This window comes from Bacteroidota bacterium (assembly GCA_037133915.1).
In the GTDB taxonomy this organism is placed as follows: Bacteria; Bacteroidota; Bacteroidia; order Bacteroidales; family CAIWKO01; genus JBAXND01.
Genome location: JBAXND010000005.1, coordinates 51,532 through 71,294, shown reverse-complemented (window position 1 = coordinate 71,294; position 19,763 = coordinate 51,532). Strand labels below are relative to the sequence as shown.

The 19,763-nt window shown below is 43.0% G+C and carries 12 protein-coding genes; 3 read left to right on the top strand and 9 right to left on the bottom strand.

Features of this window, described 5'->3' with window-relative positions:
- Positions 1–35: 35 nt before the first annotated feature.
- From gpmI to WCM76_03065, 4 genes are all read right to left on the bottom strand, one after another.
- Positions 36–1,565, bottom strand: a complete 1,530-nt coding sequence (gene gpmI / locus WCM76_03080; protein ID MEI6764596.1) for a 2,3-bisphosphoglycerate-independent phosphoglycerate mutase — start codon at positions 1,563–1,565, stop codon at positions 36–38.
- Between the two features lie 121 nt (positions 1,566–1,686).
- On the bottom strand, positions 1,687–3,603 hold the full coding sequence (locus WCM76_03075; GenBank protein MEI6764595.1) for an NAD-binding protein: 1,917 nt from the start codon (positions 3,601–3,603) through the stop codon (positions 1,687–1,689).
- A 72-nt stretch (positions 3,604–3,675) separates the two neighbouring features.
- Positions 3,676–4,755 (bottom strand): hypothetical protein, encoded by a 1,080-nt coding sequence (locus WCM76_03070; protein ID MEI6764594.1) that lies wholly within the window; start codon positions 4,753–4,755, stop codon positions 3,676–3,678.
- A gap of 157 nt (positions 4,756–4,912) precedes the next feature.
- Positions 4,913–6,166 (bottom strand): ABC transporter permease, encoded by a 1,254-nt coding sequence (locus tag WCM76_03065; GenBank protein MEI6764593.1) that lies wholly within the window; start codon positions 6,164–6,166, stop codon positions 4,913–4,915.
- A 363-nt stretch (positions 6,167–6,529) separates the two neighbouring features.
- Between WCM76_03065 and WCM76_03060 the strand changes: the two genes are divergently transcribed.
- A complete protein-coding gene (locus tag WCM76_03060; protein MEI6764592.1) occupies positions 6,530–7,552 on the top strand; it encodes a rod shape-determining protein in 1,023 nt (340 codons plus the stop codon).
- A 7-nt stretch (positions 7,553–7,559) separates the two neighbouring features.
- Here the strand turns inward: WCM76_03060 and WCM76_03055 are convergent, their stop codons facing one another.
- A complete protein-coding gene (locus tag WCM76_03055; GenBank protein ID MEI6764591.1) occupies positions 7,560–8,084 on the bottom strand; it encodes a prolyl-tRNA synthetase associated domain-containing protein in 525 nt (174 codons plus the stop codon).
- Positions 8,085–8,267: 183 nt separating this feature from the next.
- Between WCM76_03055 and WCM76_03050 the strand changes: the two genes are divergently transcribed.
- Entirely contained in the window at positions 8,268–9,446 is a 1,179-nt protein-coding gene (locus tag WCM76_03050; protein MEI6764590.1) for an ATP-binding protein, read from the top strand.
- Positions 9,447–9,470: 24 nt separating this feature from the next.
- Here the strand turns inward: WCM76_03050 and WCM76_03045 are convergent, their stop codons facing one another.
- Positions 9,471–12,650, bottom strand: coding sequence for a serine hydrolase (locus WCM76_03045; GenBank protein MEI6764589.1), 3,180 nt, complete (start codon positions 12,648–12,650; stop codon positions 9,471–9,473).
- Between the two features lie 125 nt (positions 12,651–12,775).
- On the opposite strand from WCM76_03045, the gene WCM76_03040 reads away from it, so the two are divergent.
- On the top strand, positions 12,776–15,733 hold the full coding sequence (locus WCM76_03040) for a glycosyl hydrolase family 18 protein (GenBank protein MEI6764588.1): 2,958 nt from the start codon (positions 12,776–12,778) through the stop codon (positions 15,731–15,733).
- Positions 15,734–15,855: 122 nt separating this feature from the next.
- Here the strand turns inward: WCM76_03040 and WCM76_03035 are convergent, their stop codons facing one another.
- From WCM76_03035 to glmS, 3 genes are read right to left on the bottom strand one after another with little or no spacing between them, the layout of a single operon-like run.
- Positions 15,856–16,743, bottom strand: a complete 888-nt coding sequence (locus WCM76_03035) for a C4-type zinc ribbon domain-containing protein (GenBank protein MEI6764587.1) — start codon at positions 16,741–16,743, stop codon at positions 15,856–15,858.
- A 21-nt stretch (positions 16,744–16,764) separates the two neighbouring features.
- Positions 16,765–17,859: a Nif3-like dinuclear metal center hexameric protein gene (locus tag WCM76_03030; protein MEI6764586.1), complete on the bottom strand. Its 1,095-nt coding sequence runs from the start codon at positions 17,857–17,859 to the stop codon at positions 16,765–16,767.
- Between the two features lie 60 nt (positions 17,860–17,919).
- Complete coding sequence (glmS, locus tag WCM76_03025) at positions 17,920–19,761, bottom strand: glutamine--fructose-6-phosphate transaminase (isomerizing) (protein ID MEI6764585.1); 1,842 nt, start codon at positions 19,759–19,761, stop codon at positions 17,920–17,922.
- Between the last annotated feature and the right edge of the window lie 2 nt (positions 19,762–19,763).

Sequence of the window (19,763 nt, the reverse complement as noted above, 5' to 3'; positions counted from 1 at the left end):
AATAAGTAATAGGGAAAAGGGAGTCATCGACTTTGCTATTTTTCCACCAGCACGTCGCCCGTCATTTCCCCCGGAACGGGAATTCCCATCACGGTAAGCAGCGTAGGCGCAATGTCTGCGAGCTTACCGTGTTTCAGTTTTTTATAGTCCGCATCAAACAAAAACACCGGAACGGGATTCATGCTGTGAGCCGTATTCGGTGAGCCGTCGGCGTTCACAGCGAAATCAGAATTGCCGTGATCGGCGGTAAGTAATACGGAATAACCATTGGCAAGGGCAGCTTCAATAACCTGTTTTACGCAGGTATCAACCGTATGCAGCGCTTTTTGTATAGCATCCCAGAATCCGGTATGCCCTACCATATCTGAGTTTGCGAAGTTCAGACAAATAAAATCGAAGGTTTTTTTATTAATCTCGGGAAGCAATGCCGCGGTAACTTCATAAGCGCTCATCTCCGGCTGCAGGTCGTATGTTGCCACTTTGGGCGACGGTATCATAATACGTTTTTCGCCTTCAAAAACATCTTCCCGACCACCACTGAAAAAGAATGTCACATGCGGATATTTCTCGGTTTCGGCAATACGCAACTGAGTTTTCCCGAGTTTGCTTACCACTTCGCCCAGAGTCATCTGTACATCTTCTTTATCATAAATCACATGCACGTTTTTGAAGGATTCATCATAGCGGCACATGGTCAGATAATGCAGATTCATGGTTTGCATCCCGAATTCGGGCATATCCTTCTGGGTAAGCGCCACAGTAATTTCACGCAGGCGGTCCGTTCTGAAATTAAAGCATATCACCACATCCCCTTCGCGAATGGTAGTAATCGGTGTTCCGTCTTCTTTGGTAAAGACGACCGGCAAAATAAATTCATCGGTTACACCTTCATCATATGATTCCTGTATTGCAGCAAGTACGTCGGTATGCTTTTTACCAATACCGTGAATCATCAGGTCGTACCCGCGCTTCACGCGCTCCCACCGCTTGTCGCGGTCCATGGTATAATAACGCCCGCTGAGTGTTGCAATGACGCCTGCCGAATGTTCGAGGTGCTCTTTTACTTCCTTCACAAATTCGAGTCCGCTGCGCGGATCGGTATCGCGGCCATCGGTAACCGCATGAACAAAAACATCTGTAAGTCCGGCATTTTCAGCCATATCACACAGTTTCAGCAAGTGCGCCGAAAGCGAATGTACGCCGCCATCGCCTATTAATCCTATCAGGTGAACCTGTTTGCCCTGCTCTTTTGCGTATGTATATGCTTCGTTGATAACGGGATTCTGCTCAATGCTGCCGCTTTCAATGGCTTTGTTTATGCGCACCAGATCCTGATATACCACGCGCCCGGCACCTATATTCAGATGACCGACTTCGGAATTTCCCATTTGACCTTCAGGAAGACCTACGGCAAGCCCGGAGCAATCGAGTGTATTAAAGGCAACATCAGCATTATTATACAGACTGCGCACAAAAGGAATATCGGCACTTGATATAGCGTTGGACGGACCGGCTGGAGCCTGACCCCAACCATCCATGATGATAAGCATTGCTTTTTTATTCATAATAGTTACAGCATAATTAGACCACAAAGGTAGCCTGAAAAAATGACTTGAAAATGAGCCAATTTTAAGATTCGAAAATTATAAATTTAAAAAAAGCAACGAATTGAAATTCTGCGGCCCTTTAATCTTCGGCAATAACAATGATTTTATCTGCGGGAGTAAAAACTATAAAATCCGATTTTTTTGGATTGATAACAACACCGTTTGCCTTGTCTTTGTTTCCTGCATAGTTCATAATGCGGTAGCCTATAGCCACTTCACCACGCGCGGCAGCTGCTTTGATTACCGTGTAGAAATTCACCTCCTTTCCGGGAACAATATAATTGGAGACAGGTTTGATATAAATCTCCGAACCATCGGCATCAAAAAGGTCGTCGAATACGGGTTTCAGATATTTATTCTCCGATAGCTGAGCCAGCATCAGGCTTAAAAGTTTATCACTCACAATGAAATCATCGGCACTTGTAATGCCTGCCAGTTCACGGTTTTTGATATCAAGCATCTCGGTAACGATATTGAAATTTTTACCAAGACCTGCTGCTATATCACGAACATGAAGCAGTGCCACCAGTGTGCGGGCATCGGCGTCCTGTGCATTTTTTGCTTCACCGTTGCTAAGTAAAATCAAGTGATCATATTTGGCAATATCAAGTGCTTCAAGCAGGTCACGGTCGGTAACCGAGCCCTTTTTAAAATCCACGGTAAGATTCTTAAGATATTTTTCAACATGCATCTTTTCGTGAGCAGCCTTTGTTTCTGAAAGATCAGAGATAATAAGAACTTCAGAGCCTTCTTCCACGTAATTATCAAGTTCACGGACAATGCCCGAACCCTTATTGTTCCATCCCAGAATCAGTGTTTTTTCAGGTTCATATACAAATGGTTTATCACCACTGATGCCTGTTTGATCTATTTCCGGATTGGGGGTTCCGTTCATAATCACTTTATCATCGTCTTCAGCAATCGCAATGATGCTGTCTCCGGCACCCAGCACTGTATCCATAGGCGGATTCAGCCGAACGACCTTATCGTGACCAAAAATTCCAATCACAGATGACGTTCCGTATAACGAAAGCACTTCGCTGAATTTTTTACCCGTCAGTGCCGGTTCTTCTTTAAAATAAATTTCATCACCATCAAAATCGAGAAGTTCGGTAAAGACATCGCTCATGCCCGACTGACGGCTTGTTTGTACAATCATCCGGGAAATAATATCCTTGTTCAGAATAAATGTCACTTTGCCTTTTCCAATCATTTCGCCAACCCGCATATTTTTTTTCTCTCCAATTTCTGAAACGATATGATAATCGCCATCGGCATGAAGCGGATTGTTGGTAATGGCCAGCACGGTTTTTATAATGCTGATATCTGAGTTATCATCTTCCGAAGCAAGTATAATTATGGAGCGGGCTCCGTTCGGATTCACAATGCCCAGGTCTTCCGAATCAATCGGATTTCCGGAACGACAGATAATTTTTGTATTCTTTGTTTTTGGAATTCTGAATTGCAATTCATCTTCCATTTCCACTTTGTCCTTGCCGGCGAGAATAACAATTCGCGCATGCCGCCTGTTTTCATTTGCAATAATCAGCTCAGAAATGATTGCGAATATTTTCGGTGACCAGCCTATAATAAGCGTGTGCCCCGATTCAATCACTTTCGATCGCCCTTTGCGCAATTCTTCAATCTTATTCCCGATGGCATTGCTGATAATACCAATAAGAGCGCTGATGATGAACATGCCGCCAATAGTCACCGCCAACATCACAATGCGGAACTTCCACCCGGTATCACCACCCATCGTACCGGCATCAAAAGTACGCATCAGGCTTTGCCATGCGGCTTCAAAAAACGACATCTTTCCTGAATCGGCCGTGGTAATACCGGCAATGCTGATAGTCAGACCGGCAAAAATTACAATGAGCAGCGATAATATTCCCAAAAGCGTGATAACTGCAATGGCACCACGGCTCATCACATTATCAAACCAATATCGGGCGCGTTCGGCTAATCCGGGTTTTGATAGTTCTTTTCTCACGTTTGCAGGTTTTAGGATTTCATTCCAAACCTACAATTTTTTTTGAGAAATAAAAACAAAGAATGAGAAATATCAGGGTTTTGGATTTGTAACTTTTACGGTTGCTTTACGGTTAAATGGCATCCATACATCGCTGAAATACGTCCAGAATAACGGCTTGTAGCCTCTGAATTCGCCATTATCCGTATAGACTTCAATTACCGGACAAACGCCAATAACCTTTTTGGTAATCTGAAGTGTGGCTTCATCAAAATACCATTCTTCCATAAAACGCAGCGTCCGAAACGATGAAGGATCAGGATTGTGTACGATTACCGTATCAACCATGGCCCCGTTACGCATCAGGCTAAGGGTATCTGCGGAGTAAAGCCGGCTGTAGAGTTCCCGTCCGGTTAAGGGTAAATCCCATACCGGGTTTTCATTGAATGTATAGCATGAAATACCCTCATTCGTGGCTTTATCGATTAATAGTTTCATGTATTGTATGGCCGACGAAGAATCAGAAGGCTTCATCATTCTTTTCTTTTCAAATACCGTATTGGCAACAATACGCGGTGTAAGTAACGTATTTCCGCTGACCTTCTGATCGTATACAATCCAGAACATCGGTCTCACCGTTTGTTTTTGCGGAAATCCCGATTCCAAGATATCTTCCCCCATCAGGGGTGCCATGGCGATAATCTTTTTCGAAATCTCCATGGTTGTTGGATTTATGGTCCACGATTCCCTGAATCGTAAGGCAACCACTTTCTGCGGATTAATATAAGAGCATAATACCGTGTCAAATTCATCGTATGGCGGCTGAGGCCTAACAACCCGTATTGTATCACAGTAATAAAACATGCGCATGCTTTCGATCCTGTTCAGCGCACGACCGTTTGTATCTGTAAGAGAAAGTTTTCCGGCGGTTCCGGCAGCAAATAATTCATTGAGCCATGCACAGCGCGATGATGCTTCAATATTATCACGGAACCACTGATCGGCCATTCCTTCAGGACCGTATTCGCGCATTAAATCGTGATTGTTTATGCCTACATCATAGGTGATTTCTTTTATCTGGACAGTGCTGCCGGTCCTTGAAATATTATTCTGAGATGTAACCGTGCCGCCCAAAAGCAGCATCAACAAACCTGCCATCGTCAAATTTCTCATACGCATTTTATTTTTGATTGGATTTTAAGTACCATAAAAATCAGGCACTGTTTAAAGGAATTTCACGGTCTGAAAAATGGTATGCACACCTTAACAAAACCGTTATAAAACAACGTGAATATAGTGAAAATTATTACGTCAAACCATTGATTATGATTTAGCTTCCCGAAGCCCGAATTGCCACCACTGGATCCATACGTGAGGCCGACCATGCCGGTATCACTCCGGCCAACAGCCCGATAAACGCTGAAACCAATATGCCCATCATGATATTTCCTGTTGTAAGTGAAAGTTCCATATCAAAAGCGCCCGAAACAATCAGTGTTCCGATATACACCAGCAAGAGCCCGATAACGCCTCCCATCAAACAGAGTATGATTGCTTCAAATAAAAATTCAAAGAGTATGAAAAAATTCTTCGCACCCAGCGATTTCTGAATGCCAATGATGTTGGTTCGCTCACGAACCGATACAAACATGATATTGGCAATGCCGAAGCCTCCCACCAATAGTGAAAATCCACCAATCACCCATCCGGCAATGGAAATAATGTCGAACAGGCTCTCAAAACCCTGTGTGAGTAAGCTTGTTTCATTAATTGCAAAATTATCTTCAGCACCCGGTTTAAGCCTGCGGACACTACGCATGATCCCGGTAAGCTCATCGCGAAGCTGGTCATTGGAAACACCGGCTTTTGCCTTTACAATCAACATTGGATTATACCCTTCAAAGTTGATATCGATAACATTACGTGCAAAATTTATCGGTATCACAACCTGGTCATCGGCACTGTTACCAATCGAGCTGGAGCCTTCCTTTTTGAATAAGCCGATTACTTCCAGCTTCCGACCAAAAACTTTAATATCCTGACCCACCGCTTCCGTGCCGTTAAACAGATTTTCAGCAATCGTGCTTCCTATAATGGCAACGCCTTTACCACTTGTTGATTCGGATGGAGTAAAGTACCGGCCGTCGCTCAGCTCAAACGACCATACCTTATCATAATCCTGAGTTACGCACAACACCGCAGCACCTTCCACACTTTTATCATCATGTTTAACGGTTTTTGAAGCGCTGATCATATATGCCGTCGCTTCTGCTCCAAGGCTGCGGCGTTCAACATCTTCCCGCTCTTCAGGCTTTGGTACCGGGCGGTTCATATATTTCCACCAGGGATAATCACTTCCGAATGACCACGGCCATTTCTGTACAAAAAGCACATTGTTTCCCAGAGAATCTATGCTCTTGCGGATGGTCATCTCCATTGAATCCACAATCGTAAATACGGCTATAACCGCAAATATCCCGATAGTGATTCCTAAAAGAGATAAAATAGTACGTAATTTATTAACTATAATTGCCTGTATTGCAAACAAATAACTCTCGCGCAACAGCCTCAGAAATAATATCATGGTATAATATTTTGAACAATTGGAAACAAAGTAAGAACTTCTCTCGTTAAAAACCCAATTAATAACGCCAGACCGATTGGAATATTCCACCGCTCTCGCATAAAATAAGAAAAGGAATGTAAAATTATAATAAACCTGCGACCTGCAGCCACCTCAAGGCATGCTTTTTTCATTATGTATTTTTTGAGGGGATGAACGGATGCACAAAAAAGGCACAAAATGCCCTTATTTCACTAAAAACCAATGCTCTTTACAGAAATATTAATGATAATATGCGGCATTGTGCGAAAAACGGGCTAACTTTGCGCCACCAAAGAAATACAGACAGATACGATTCTTCAGGACTATAACAATTAAGAACAAATGGGATTGCTTTCATTATTTACCAAAGAGATTGCCATTGACCTCGGAACGGCCAATACACTTATTATTCACAACGACAAAGTAGTGGTGGAAGAACCATCTATCATTGCTATTGACCGTATTACCGGTAAAGTACTTGCCGTTGGGAAAAAAGCAATGATGATGCATGGCAAAACTCATGAAAACATACGCACTATCAGACCACTGCGCGATGGTGTAATTGCCGACTTCCATTCTGCCGAAATCATGATAAAGGAGTTTATCAAGATGATCAGCAACCGCAAATCCTTATTTCCGCCCGCTTTAAAAATGGTCATCTCCATCCCTTCGGGTATCACGGAAGTGGAAGAGCGCGCCGTACGCGACTCAGCCGAACAGGCCGGTGCCAAAGAAGTGCGACTGATACATGAACCAATGGCCGCCGCAATCGGTATAGGTTTGGATGTACTCGAACCAAATGGTAATATGGTAATTGACATTGGCGGTGGCACCAGCGAAATCGCCGTTATTGCACTCGGCGGTATCGTTAACAATAAATCCATTCGTATTGCCGGCGACGATTTCAACGCCGACATTGAAGAATACATGCGCAAGCAGCACAACATCAGTATTGGTGAGCGCACTGCCGAACGTATTAAAATTGAAGTAGGCGCGGCACTTCCCGAAATTGATAATCCTCCTCCTGATTACCCCGTTCACGGACGCGATATGCTTACCGGCATTCCCAAAGAAATTATGGTGAATTACGCCGAAATAGCGCATGCACTCGATAAATCAATCACTAAAATTGAAGCAGCCGTTCTGAACGCTCTTGAAATGACGCCTCCCGAACTCGCTGCCGATATTTATATGTCGGGTATCTACCTTGCAGGTGGTGGTTCGTTACTGCGTGGTCTCGACAAGCGCATTCATCTTAAAACGAAGCTGCCCGTTCATGTTGCAGAAGACCCTTTGAGAGCTGTTGCACGCGGAACCGCAATTGCGCTTAAGAACTTCGATAAATTCCCGTTCCTGATCAAGTAAAGCGGAATTAGTCTTTTGATTCTTCGTCTTCGTACATTTTCACGAACTCGTACGTATTGCCCGTCCACTGCAGGAAACGGATAAAGTCTTCATTCTTTATCACTAAAGATGCCGTATTTATATTCGGATGAAAACTGATGCGCTCGGCATGCTTCAGTGTTTCGTCCAGAAACAAATGTACATGATGCGAGGGGTCGTTTATCAGACCAAAGGGTGATACGGAACCGGGCGTCAATCCTAAATAATTCATGAGCCTTTCAGGCGAGGCAAAGGTGAGCTTTCCCTGCCGCAGTCGCTGCTCCAAATCGTGAATGTTGAGCATGCGGTAAAACTCCATGATGACCAGATAATGGCGATTTCCCTTATGATTGCGAAAAAAGATATTCTTGCAATGCGTCGCAACCAGATCTTTCCAGTAAATGGCAGCCTCTTTGACCGTCGGTACCGGCGGATGCTCATAATAATCAAAAGATATCCGCAGTTGATCCAGTATTTCATAAAGCCTTACATCGCCTCTCAGTACTTTTTCCATAATCAGGGTTCATTACTGAAAACAAAAATACTGCTTTTGGGAATAACGGTTTCTGTTTTGTAATTGTACTTTTTGGCAATTTTTCATCCTTTTAGTATTACTTTTTGGAAATAATTTATCCTTTTTATAATATTATTTGGAATTTCTGTTGCCATTTAGTAAATTTGTAAAAAAATATGAATCATGATAAACCGGACAATTTTTCCATTATTGGAAAAAGCCCTGAACGTAAAACAGATTATTGTAATTACAGGATTGAGGCGGATTGGGAAAACCACAGCGGTTCATCATCTGCTTGGAAAGATTCGCTCGTCAAATAAAAAATTCTTCGACCTCGAACGTGTCGAGTACCGCGCACTTTTTGGAGAAGCAAATTATGGAAACATTGTGCGCTCTCTCCGGGCTGAAGGGCTTGATTTTGACAAAAAAGCATATATCGCAATCGATGAAATACAGCTCGTGCCAAACATCACAAGTGTAATCAAATACCTTTACGACACTTACAATATTAAATTCATTCTCACAGGCTCAAGTTCCTTCTACATAAAAAATTATTTTACCGAAAGCCTTGCCGGACGGAAACGCATATTTGAAATGCATCCTCTTACATTCGGGGAATACCTGCTTTTCAAAAAAGTAAAAACGCCCGTGAAAAAACATATTTTCAGACGGGTGAATACCTCCGAATATAATAATCTCAGGCATCATTATCTTGATTATATTAATTATGGCGGATTTCCGGAGGTAGTGCTGGCGAGGAATATAGAAGACAAAAAAGAATTACTGAAAGATATCATCAATTCTTACCTGAGAATAGACATTAAATTTCTCGCCGATTTTACCAGGACCGATGAGATATACAAACTCATTACACTTCTGTCGTCACGCGCATCCAATAAAATTGATTATACAAAACTTTCAAACCTGAGCGGAATAGACCGTAAAACCATCAAAGAATATCTTGGTTTTTTTGTGGACACATACCTCATCCGACTGGTACCGGCATTTGTGAGAAATGCCGATCGTGAAATTGCCCTTCAAAAGAAACTGTATTTTACTGACAATGGAATACTTAAAATACTCGGGCAAAATATAACCGGCATATTACTTGAAAATTCGGTTGCAAACCAGTTAGCACTGCATGGAGACATTAAGTATTATGCAAAAAAAACCGGCCAGGAAATTGATTTCATTTTGAATGATGAAATATCCTTTGAAGTGAAGGAAACACCGTCGGTACATGATTTGAAAATACTTGAGCACCGCACATCGTCTCTAAACCTGAAAAAGCACTATCTCACAGGTCTTAATATATCGGATGCCGGCTTCCATGATTTTGTGTGGGCCGGCAGTATTGATTGATTTCGAAGATGCTTACGCCCACTTTTAACTTTTCTTCTGCTTAGCGATAGCATTGTAAACTACCTGCTGAACCCTTTGCCGTATGGCCGTTGCATTGATTTTTTGATTGCTGCTGCGCGGGCATACCCTGTTTGAAAGAAACACATAAACCAGTCCGATTTCAGGGTCAACCCAAACGCAGGTTCCGGTAAAACCGGTATGTCCGTAAGTAGACGACGATGCCGACCGGGCAATCATTTTAGCACCGCTTTTTGTCTGATGGTCCCAGCCCAGGCCACGATATGTGCCCTCCTGCACAGAGGTAAATAAGTCAACTGTTTTCTCACTGAAGAAACGAATACCACCGTAAGTCCCGCCATTGAGCATCATCTGCATTAAAATGCCCAGATCTTGAGCACTTGAGAATAGACCTGCGTTGCCACCAATTCCCGCATTCAGCGCGGCAAGCGGATCATGCACGTAGCCATGTATCAGTTGCTTTCTGAAAATCTTCTCTTCTTCGGTAGGAATAATGCAATCCTTTTTATAATAATTCAATGGGTTGAAACAGGTATTCCTTAAGTTCAGCGGACCATATACAACTTTATCAAGATATTCGTCAAGCTGCAACTCAGAAACACGTTCCACCACTTTCATGACGAGATACAAATTCATGTCGCTGTACAAATAATTCTTGCTCTTGCGCACTCCCACCTGTTTTGCCAGTTGCCAGATTGAATCAACAATGGTATTCCTCATGAACATTTTATCGGCAATTTCAAGCGAGTATTCAGGCTTTTTAGTCTTCGAATAAATATATTTATACAGCGAGTCGGCATCAAGATTCACCTGATTGGTGTCAATATCAAAATTATAGACCGACTCTTCTGCCTGCTCTGTGGTGTCCTGCGATGCTTCGATTTCCGCACGTTTCTGTGCCAGCCGAATCTGTTTGAGTGCCCATGCCGGACTGATAAACCGCCCTATCGGCATTCCCGACGGTAAGCCCGAGCGGTGTGTGAGAAGGTCGCGCAGGCTGAGTGATTTTATTTTTGCAATGCGTACTTTTTTGCCCGATGCATTTTTATCCAAATCATCAAAATAATATTCCAGAGTGGTATCGAGTTTTATCTTTCCCCTGTCATAGAGAGTCATCAGTGCGATGGTCGTGGCGGCCACCTTGGTCACAGAAGCGATATCGTACAAATCAGTTGTACGTACAGGTTCAACTTTTTCGTACGTATGATTTCCGAATGCTCTGTTATAAATTACTTTTCCTTTCAGTGCACAAAACACCTGACATCCGGGAAAAGCGCCATTACCGATAGCACTTTTTACAATATTGTCTATCTCGTCAAGATCCGTGCGGTCAAGTCCGGCATCTTCCGGAATGGTGTATTTCAGTCGTGTTGCCAGCGGCACATAAATACCATCGTTATAGCATAACTTATCGGACCAGCTTGACGGAAGCCTTCCCATGACGGGCATTCCTCCAAATACAGCCTGCGCCGAAGCCTCCTGATAGAATGTTCCGCTACCGCCACACCATATCAAAACAGGCATTCCGCGCAGTGCGGCAAGCATTTCCTTTTCACCAAAAACGCTCACAACAATTTTTGATTGTTTCTTCAGTTTTTCCAAAAATGCTTTTAATTTTTCAGCAACCACTTGAACCGTTATCGCTTTGTCAACAGGATAAACAGCAACAAGCACCGTATTGTACGGCTTCAGTTTTGCGACAAATGTTTCAAGGCTTTTTTCATTGATATTCGACGTAATCGAAAAGCAGGCCACATCAGAATATTTTCCTGCCATGTTTTTGAAAGCCGCACTGCTGCAGGAACCTACCTCTAAAACGGCCATTTTTTTATCCCGAAGATTTTTCAGCGGGAGAAATTTTTCCTGATTTGTTATCAGCGTAATCGATGTTTCCGCTAGTCTCCGCGCCATCATTTCAGCACGTCCGCCAAGCGCAAAAAAATTGGCAGAATCAACGTTCACAGGGCTGAAAGGATGAGGAATCGCCCATGCTTTTGCATATAAAATCTTCTTTACTTTCGCATCCAGTTCAGATGCCGGCAATTTACTTGAAGCCACATCAATTGCTTTTTGCAGAAGGCTTCCATCACCATATGGAATCAACACCATGTCGCTGCCCGTTTGCAGCGACTTCAGTATAACATCCACCATTTCCGCACCCACCGCAGTTTTTCCGTTAAGAAGATCAGACAGCACAAGTCCTTTGAAACGGTAAGCAGAATGCAAAGAATCAATAATCGAAGCCTTTGAAGGTGCCGGACCGTTATTCAGCAAAATTCCGGAAAGCCCGGCGGCTATAAGTTTCTGCAAGGGTATGCCCCGCAACGAATCTGCTTTACGCAGAAGTTCAGGAACCATTGAATCCCGTACTACGGCCATTCTATAAGCAGGAAATGTCTGAGCAACAGCTATCAAACCATTTTTCTGAAGCTCTTGCGTATATGAAACCAATCGTTTCTGACAATCATTAATAAACATGAAATACGAGGGTTCGTAACATTTATCGGTGTTCTCATTCATGATATTCAATGAAGGACCAAACACCATGTGAAGACCGTTCTTTCTGTATTGAAGTGCAATTTGCGAGGCAAGTTCCTTTAGTATTTTCGTATCGGAGATATCCATCAATGAATTCATGCGGAACAATTTGGACAGACTGTCTGAGGAACCGTACAAGCCAAATTCCGCATCCGTTGCGCAAAGTATCGGTACGAGTGCCCCCGACTGAATATGATTGATTGTATAAGGTAACGAAGAAATACTGCCACGTTTAAAATACAAACCACCAATTCCGGTTTTGTAAATCGTCTCGAGAAACTGTGAATCGCCTTTCGGATAAGCGTTCGCATCGGCATCGCAAATAAAAAGCTGCGCCGCTTTTTGCTGAAGCGTCATAGTGGCAAGTACTGAATCTGCCCACCTTGAAGGCTTTTCGAGAAATGGCACACCACGATCGGTTACAGGTTGAGTCAGCACTTCTTTTTGAAGTATGAAAAAATACCAGACCAAGAAATACAAAATCGCCGCGCCTGTCAATACATACAGACCGACACCCATTTTACGCAGTCTTCTGTTTTCTTTGATTGGTTTACCGTCGGCAGTTACCATGAGTTCATTTTGACCAATTGCGAATATACCACAAATTGTTCCTGATTTAAATACCGCGCACAGTGCAATATTAACCAAGCTATTAACATTAGAAACCGGGCGTTTTAGGATAAACTGTGAGTAAGAACAGGGTCAAAATGAGAAAATCAAATCTGAAATTGCGAAAAGATTAACTTTGTAATAAAAACTTTAATTCAAATACAATGAAAAAATTGTTACTTATCGCAGTCACTGTATTATTTCCTGTATATTCATTATTTGCTCAATCATATATTCACAAGGAGCAGCTTGAATATTACCGTCAGTTTGGCGAACAGAACAATGCTTTTTATGATTCTCTGAATGCCTTTATTCCCGGAAGTTCCAATACTCAGAAGTCAAATTGCAGCCTCAACAAAATAGTGTACGGATATCATCCTTACTGGAGCGGAAGTGCCTATCAAAATTACCGTTGGGATTTGCTGACCGACCTTTGTTTCTTTTCGTATGATGTGGATTCTCTCACCGGTAATGCCATTACTACGAATGGTTGGTCAACAGCTGCAGTTGTTGATACCGCTCAGGCGCACGGTGTCAGGGTGCATCTTTGCGCAACGCTGATGGACGGTCATGCGTACTTTCTTACACACAGCATAGCAAAACAAAATCTCATCACAAAACTTATTGCAGCCGTTCAGCAGCGCAATGCAGCCGGTGTGAATATTGACTTTGAAGCAGTCCCGTCATCGCAAAAAACAAACCTCACTAACTTTTTAATTGACCTCTGTAACCAGATGCACGCTGCAGTGCCCGGCTCTAAAGTAAGTATTGCCGCACCCGCCGTTAACTGGAACAGCACATTCGATATTGCTGCGCTCAACCCATATCTTGACTTTATCATTATCATGGGATATGATTATTACTGGAGCGGAAGTACACAGGCAGGCCCTGTTGACGGGCTATACAGCATGACCGGTGGAACGTATGACAACCTTTCGCGTAGTATCACCAATTATCTTTACTCGGGAGCTTCACCGTCAAAATTAATTCTTGCACTTCCATATTATGGTCGTGAATGGCACACAACAGGTTCCACCGTACCATCCAACACCATTGCAGGAACAAGCAGTGCGCGTACTTATAAGTTTCTCCGCGACAACAGCAGCGGCAACTATTCAAATGCGAATAAACATTGGGAAGGAAATAGTTTTACGCCCTATTACCTGTGGACCGATGGTATCTGGCACCAGTGTTTCGGGTTGGATTCAAAAAGCCTGAGCCGGCGGCTCGATATGGTAAACATGCGCGGAATAGCCGGAATGGGGATGTGGGCACTTGGGTACGACGACGGCTATTCCGACCTGTGGAACGCCATAGAATCAAAGCTTACGAATTGTGGGGTCATTCCCTGCACCGATACTATTTATGACCTTGGAGGACCGGCATGGAGCTATTTCAATGACGAGCAATTTACTTATACTATTGCCCCGACAGGCGCGTCGTCGCTTAGCCTCGATTTTGATACACTGAACCTTGAAAGCGGTTATGATTCGCTGTGGATTTTTGATGGTCCAACGATTGCATCACCATTGATTGGCGGCTATTCCGGAACGGTGAACCCCGGAACCATTGCGTCTTCAGGCAATTCGCTGACTCTGAAATTCTACTCCGACCACGCCACCGTAAAGCCCGGCTGGAAAGCCATTTGGAACTGCAGCACTGACAATGTGCCACCAACTACAGCTGTTAGCGCGGCAAACTGGGAAACGCAAAACTTTACCGCAACATTTACCGATAATGATAATACAGCGGTATCGCAGAAATTCTATCAGGTGCTGGACTGGGACGGAAGCGAATGGCGGGCGAATGGAAACAATGGATTTTTCAATGACAATTTTAACACTGCGATACATCCCGAATGGCACAACCTGACAGGCTCGTGGAGTATCAACACGGCAAGGCTTGACCAAACAGATGAAGCATTGAGCAATACAAATATTTATGCAAATGTTGACCAGACAACCGCCACAGCATTTTTATATCACTGGCAGATGAACATAGGCGGCAGCGGGACCAATAAGAGAGGTGGCATGCATTTTTGCTGTGACGACCCAACATTTCCCAATCGTAAAAATTCATACATGGTGTATTACCGTCCCGACCAAGACAAGGTCCAGATTTATAAATATGTGAATGATGTGATGAACCTTATGACCGATGATGACTGTGTTATCAATGCAAATACCTGGTACGACTGCAAAGTAATATTTGACCGCACAAGCGGCAAGATAACGGCATTTTTAAATGATGTGGCCGTTTCAACCTGGACAGATCCCTCACCCTATCAGAACGGAAACTCCATTTCATTACGAACCGGTAATGCCAGCGTACTTTTTGATGATGTAAAAGTTTATAAAATTCGCGGAACTAGCGCCAATGTAAGCATTGGTAATAGTTTTGCGGATGTGCGTTACCAAAATCCGGACCCGCTCACACCGTCGTGCCGCATAAAATCAATAGTTACGGACATTTATAATAACGTTTCAGTTCCCGGTAGTCTGAATGTAAATATAGACTGGACGGCGCCCTCAGCAATATCTGTGGTGAATGACGGCACATCTCTGGATATTGATACAACCATTATTCAGAATCAATTATCGGCCAACTGGGCAAGTCCGGTCGATGCAAATTCCGGAATCGCAGGCTATTTTTATTGTGCGGGAGACCATGCAGGAGATTCAAATACCATTGCATGGACAGGGCCGATAACAAATCCGGCTGTCACCCAAAGTGCAACGCTTGTGCAGGGCAACACGTATTATTTTTCGGTAAAAGCGGTCAATGGTGCAGGACTTAAATCGGCGAAAGCGATATCCGACGGAGTATTTGTTGAAACCAATGTATTTGTTGCAGAGAGCCATATTCAGCCTCAAATAAGCATATCACCAAATCCGTTTACCGATGCCATTTCCATTTCTTTCGCAGAAAGCGAATACATTCCGGTACGAATAGAAGTACTGAATGAAACGGGGCAACTAATGTCATCATTAAGTATTACAAATACAAAGAAGCTTGTATTACCAATACAAACTATGGGAATCACTGTTCCCGGTTTATATTTTCTGAAGATAATTTTCAATAATCATCCGCCATTTGTTTACAAAATTGTACGGATTCAATAGTTCCAATAAGCACCGATAGAGAGTGTGCCATCCTTCCCAATAATTATAATTACTCGGGCTTCCCGATAAAAAAAAGCCACCCGGTTGAGGCAGCTTTTTATCAAAACAGGTAAAATATTGTACTATTCCTGCGCAAGTTCTGCGATGGAAATGTCGACAAGAATCCTTCCGCAATACTCGCAAACGATAATTTTTTTGTGCATCTGAATATCAAGTTGTCTTTGGGGTGGAATTTTATTGAAACAGCCGCCGCAAGCATCACGTTCCACAACAACAACGGCCAGGCCATTGCGAACATTTTGCTTAATTTTCTGATACGCTGTCAGCAGGCGATCTTCAACATATTTTTGATTATCCAACGACTTTTTCAGCAGTTTATTTTCTTCTTTTTCGGTTTCGTTCACAATGTCGTCAAGTTCGGCTTTTTTCTGTTTCAGGTCGTCGGTGCGCTCTTTTAAAGCCACTTTTGTTTTGTCAATAGTTTCCTTTTTCGCATCAAGGGCAGTCGTAAATTCGCGAATCTTTTTTTCGCAAAGCTGTATTTCGAGGGTCTGGAACTCGATTTCTTTTGTAACAGAATCGTATTCACGATTATTCCTCACACTCATTTGCTGAGTTTCATATTTCTTGATGGCAGTCTGAAAATCCTTTATGGCAGTCTTCTTTTCTTTTATAGAAGTCTCCAGCGTTTCAGTTTCTTTCTTGTAATTTTCTAGACGAACATCCAACCCTTCTATTTCATCTTCCAGATCCTGTACTTCCAGAGGAAGCTCACCGCGAACAATATGAATTTTGTTTATCTCAGTATCTATCTGCTGCAGCTGATAAAGGGCAACAAGCTTTTTCTCGATAGAAATTTCAGCTTTATCGTCGGATTGGCTTTTGACGGTTTTTTTCGCTACTTCAACTTCTTCAGCAGAGATATCAGTATTTTTTGCCTTTTTATCAAGGGCGTCAACTTTTGTTGCGGCTGATTTTGCTGAGGTGCTTTTGGGAGGTGTCTTTGCCATAATTATAATTAATTTATTGTTTTACAGATAATTAATGGGATTTTCTTCTGCTTCTGATAAAAGAACTGCAAAAGTAGCAAATTTTTTGTTCATAAGTGACTGAATATGTTCCCTAAAACAAAATTCGCTTTCAAAATGACCAATATCTGCCAGCATAAATTCAGAATCTGCGTTGGCAAAATCATGGTATTTCAGGTCGCCTGTGATGAGAATATCAGCACCTTTAGCTTTAGCTTCACGCGCCAGAAAACTCCCGGCGCCGCCGCAAAAAGCCACTTTACGTATTTCTTTTTCAATAGGGTCAGAATGGCGGATGCATGGAATTTTAAAAATGTCTTTAAGCATAACCATCAAATCCGACGCAGCAACGCCCGGTTTCAGGGTTCCGATAACGCCCGATCCGGCGCCCTTATAATCGTTGTCAAGCGGATAAATATCATACGCAACTTCTTCGTATGGATGGGCCGCAAACAGAGCTTTCAGCACTGATGACTGCATCGATGAAGGAAATATTGTTTCTATCCGAACTTCGTTTTCAAAATGAATGATACCGGGAGTTCCAACAAAAGGATGGGCGTTTTCAAGACCGCGAAAAGAACCCTGCCCATTGAGGTTATAACTACAGGAATCATAATTACCAATGTGTCCGCAACCTGCGGCAAATAATGCATCACGAACTGCCGGAGCATGTTCGTCGGGACAAAAAGTAACGAGCTTCCTGAGCAATCCTGTTTTAGGACTTAATATTGTAACATCGGTCAATCCCATTTTCTCTGCAGCCAGGCTGTTAAAACCGAGTATAGAGTTATCAATATTGGTATGGATGGCGTAAACAGCAATATCATTTTTGATCGCACTGATGATAATCTGACCGGTGGGCGTTTGCCCCGTAACATTCTTTATTGGACTAAATATCAGAGGATGATGAGAAATAATGAGGTCACAACCCTTGCTTACGGCCTCATCCAAAATTGCCTGTGTAACATCGATACAGATGAGCGCTTTGCTGATCTCTTTTTCGTTACTGCCAACGAGTAAACCGACATTGTCGTACGATTCTTTCAGGCTGACAGGGGCAATCTTTTCAAAAAATACGATTATATCTTTGACTCTCATTATTCAAATTTACTTACCCTGTGGTAAACAAATACGGTGGCTTATTATACCCACACGCATTTATTCAACAGTCACAGATTTGGCAAGGTTCCTGGGCATATCCACGTTACACTTTCTCATTACTGCAATATAATATGAAAGCAGCTGAAGTGGAATAGTGGCTAAAAGCGGTATCAGCATTTCTTCCGTTTCCGGAATTTCAATCGTATAATCAGCCAGTTTTTTAACGGCAACGTCGCCTTGGGTAACAATGGCAATGATAACGCCTTTACGGGCTTTTACTTCCTCGATATTTGAAAGCACCTTTTCATACGTGCCCTTATTGGTCGCTATTACAACCACCGGCATATCTTTATCGATGAGGGCAATCGGGCCATGTTTCATTTCAGCTGCAGGATATCCTTCGGCATGAATGTATGATATCTCTTTTAGTTTTAATGCACCCTCAAGCGCCACCGGGAAATTATATCCGCGACCGAGATACAGGAAATTACTTGCATCTTTAAATTTGGCGGCTATCGCTTTGATTGTTTCGCTGGCAGCGAGTGTTTTCTCAACCTTGGCAGGAATGCCTTCCAGCTCATTGATAATTTGATAGAATCTGGATTTTGAGATGGTGCCTTTTTTGTCGGCAATCATGAGTGCCATCAGGGTAAGGATGGTAACCTGCGCTGTAAATGCTTTTGTAGAAGCAACGCCGATTTCCGGACCTGCATGCGTGTAACTTCCGGCGTCGGTTGCACGTGCAATGGATGAACCCACCACATTACAGATGCCGATAATTGTCGCGCCTTTGGATTTTGCCAGGTCAAGTGCAGCCAGCGTATCGGCAGTTTCACCCGACTGTGAAATGGCAATTACGATATCATCTTCATATATAACGGGATTCCTGTACCTGAATTCAGAAGCATACTCCACTTCAACGGGAACCCTAGCCAGTTCTTCGAAAAGATATTCACCAACAAGACCTGCGTGCCATGATGTGCCACAAGCAACAAAAATGATACGGTTTGCATTTTTAAACTTCTCGATATAATCTACAATACCGCCCAGCGACACCGTGCCTGTTTCGGAATTCATGCGTCCTCTCATACAGTCGCGTATGGAACGGGGCTGCTCGTATATCTCCTTCAGCATGAAATGCTCAAATCCGCCTTTTTCGATGGCGCTAAGATTCATTTCCAGTTCCTGAATGTAGAGGGTTTTATCTTTATTGCGAATAGTCTTTATCTTCAATTCTTCGTTGCGCCTGATAATGGCAACTTCTTCATCATTGAGATAAACCACATTTTTGGTATGTTCAATAATAGGAGTTGCGTCGGAGGCAACAAAAAATTCATCTTCACCAATTCCAATGACCAATGGGCTGCCTTTACGTGCGGCTATGAGCATATCCGGATCTTCTTCCGCAATAATTACAATAGCGTATGCCCCGATAACCTGATTCAGCGCCATCATAACTGCTTCAGGGAGATTAAGTTTTTCTTTCGTGCGGATATCTTCTATCAGATGAATCAGTACTTCTGTATCTGTGTTGCTTTCAAAAATATATCCGCGTGATTTCAGTTCTTCCCTCAGTGCAGCATAATTCTCGATAATACCGTTATGAATGATGGCAAGTTTTTTCGATGGTGAAAAGTGCGGATGCGCATTCACATCATTGGGTTCGCCGTGGGTAGCCCAACGTGTGTGAGCAATTCCGATATTTCCGCCAACATCCTGACCTTTAACGCATTCTTCGAGTGCCGAAACCTTGCCTTTGTTTTTATACAGGTTTATCGCGCCTCCGTTCAGAAGTGCAAGACCAGCGCTATCGTAGCCTCTGTATTCAAGTCTGTAAAGACCTTTCATCAATATGGGGTAGGCCTGCTTGGGGCCAACATATGCAACTATACCGCACATAA

Excerpts from the sequence above, each read along its gene's own strand:
- gpmI (MEI6764596.1), bottom strand. The coding sequence starts at position 1,565 with ATGAATAAAAAAGCAATGCTTATCATCATGGATGGTTGGGGTCAGGCT.
- WCM76_03065 (MEI6764593.1), bottom strand. The coding sequence starts at position 6,166 with ATGATATTATTTCTGAGGCTGTTGCGCGAGAGTTATTTGTTTGCAATA.
- WCM76_03060 (MEI6764592.1), top strand. The coding sequence starts at position 6,530 with ATGGGATTGCTTTCATTATTTACCAAAGAGATTGCCATTGACCTCGGA.
- WCM76_03030 (MEI6764586.1), bottom strand. The coding sequence starts at position 17,859 with ATGAGAGTCAAAGATATAATCGTATTTTTTGAAAAGATTGCCCCTGTC.
- glmS (MEI6764585.1), bottom strand. The coding sequence starts at position 19,761 with ATGTGCGGTATAGTTGCATATGTTGGCCCCAAGCAGGCCTACCCCATA.
- WCM76_03070 (MEI6764594.1), bottom strand. The coding sequence starts at position 4,755 with ATGAGAAATTTGACGATGGCAGGTTTGTTGATGCTGCTTTTGGGCGGC.
- WCM76_03055 (MEI6764591.1), bottom strand. The coding sequence starts at position 8,084 with ATGGAAAAAGTACTGAGAGGCGATGTAAGGCTTTATGAAATACTGGAT.
- WCM76_03050 (MEI6764590.1), top strand. The coding sequence starts at position 8,268 with ATGATAAACCGGACAATTTTTCCATTATTGGAAAAAGCCCTGAACGTA.
- WCM76_03040 (MEI6764588.1), top strand. The coding sequence starts at position 12,776 with ATGAAAAAATTGTTACTTATCGCAGTCACTGTATTATTTCCTGTATAT.
- WCM76_03035 (MEI6764587.1), bottom strand. The coding sequence starts at position 16,743 with ATGGCAAAGACACCTCCCAAAAGCACCTCAGCAAAATCAGCCGCAACA.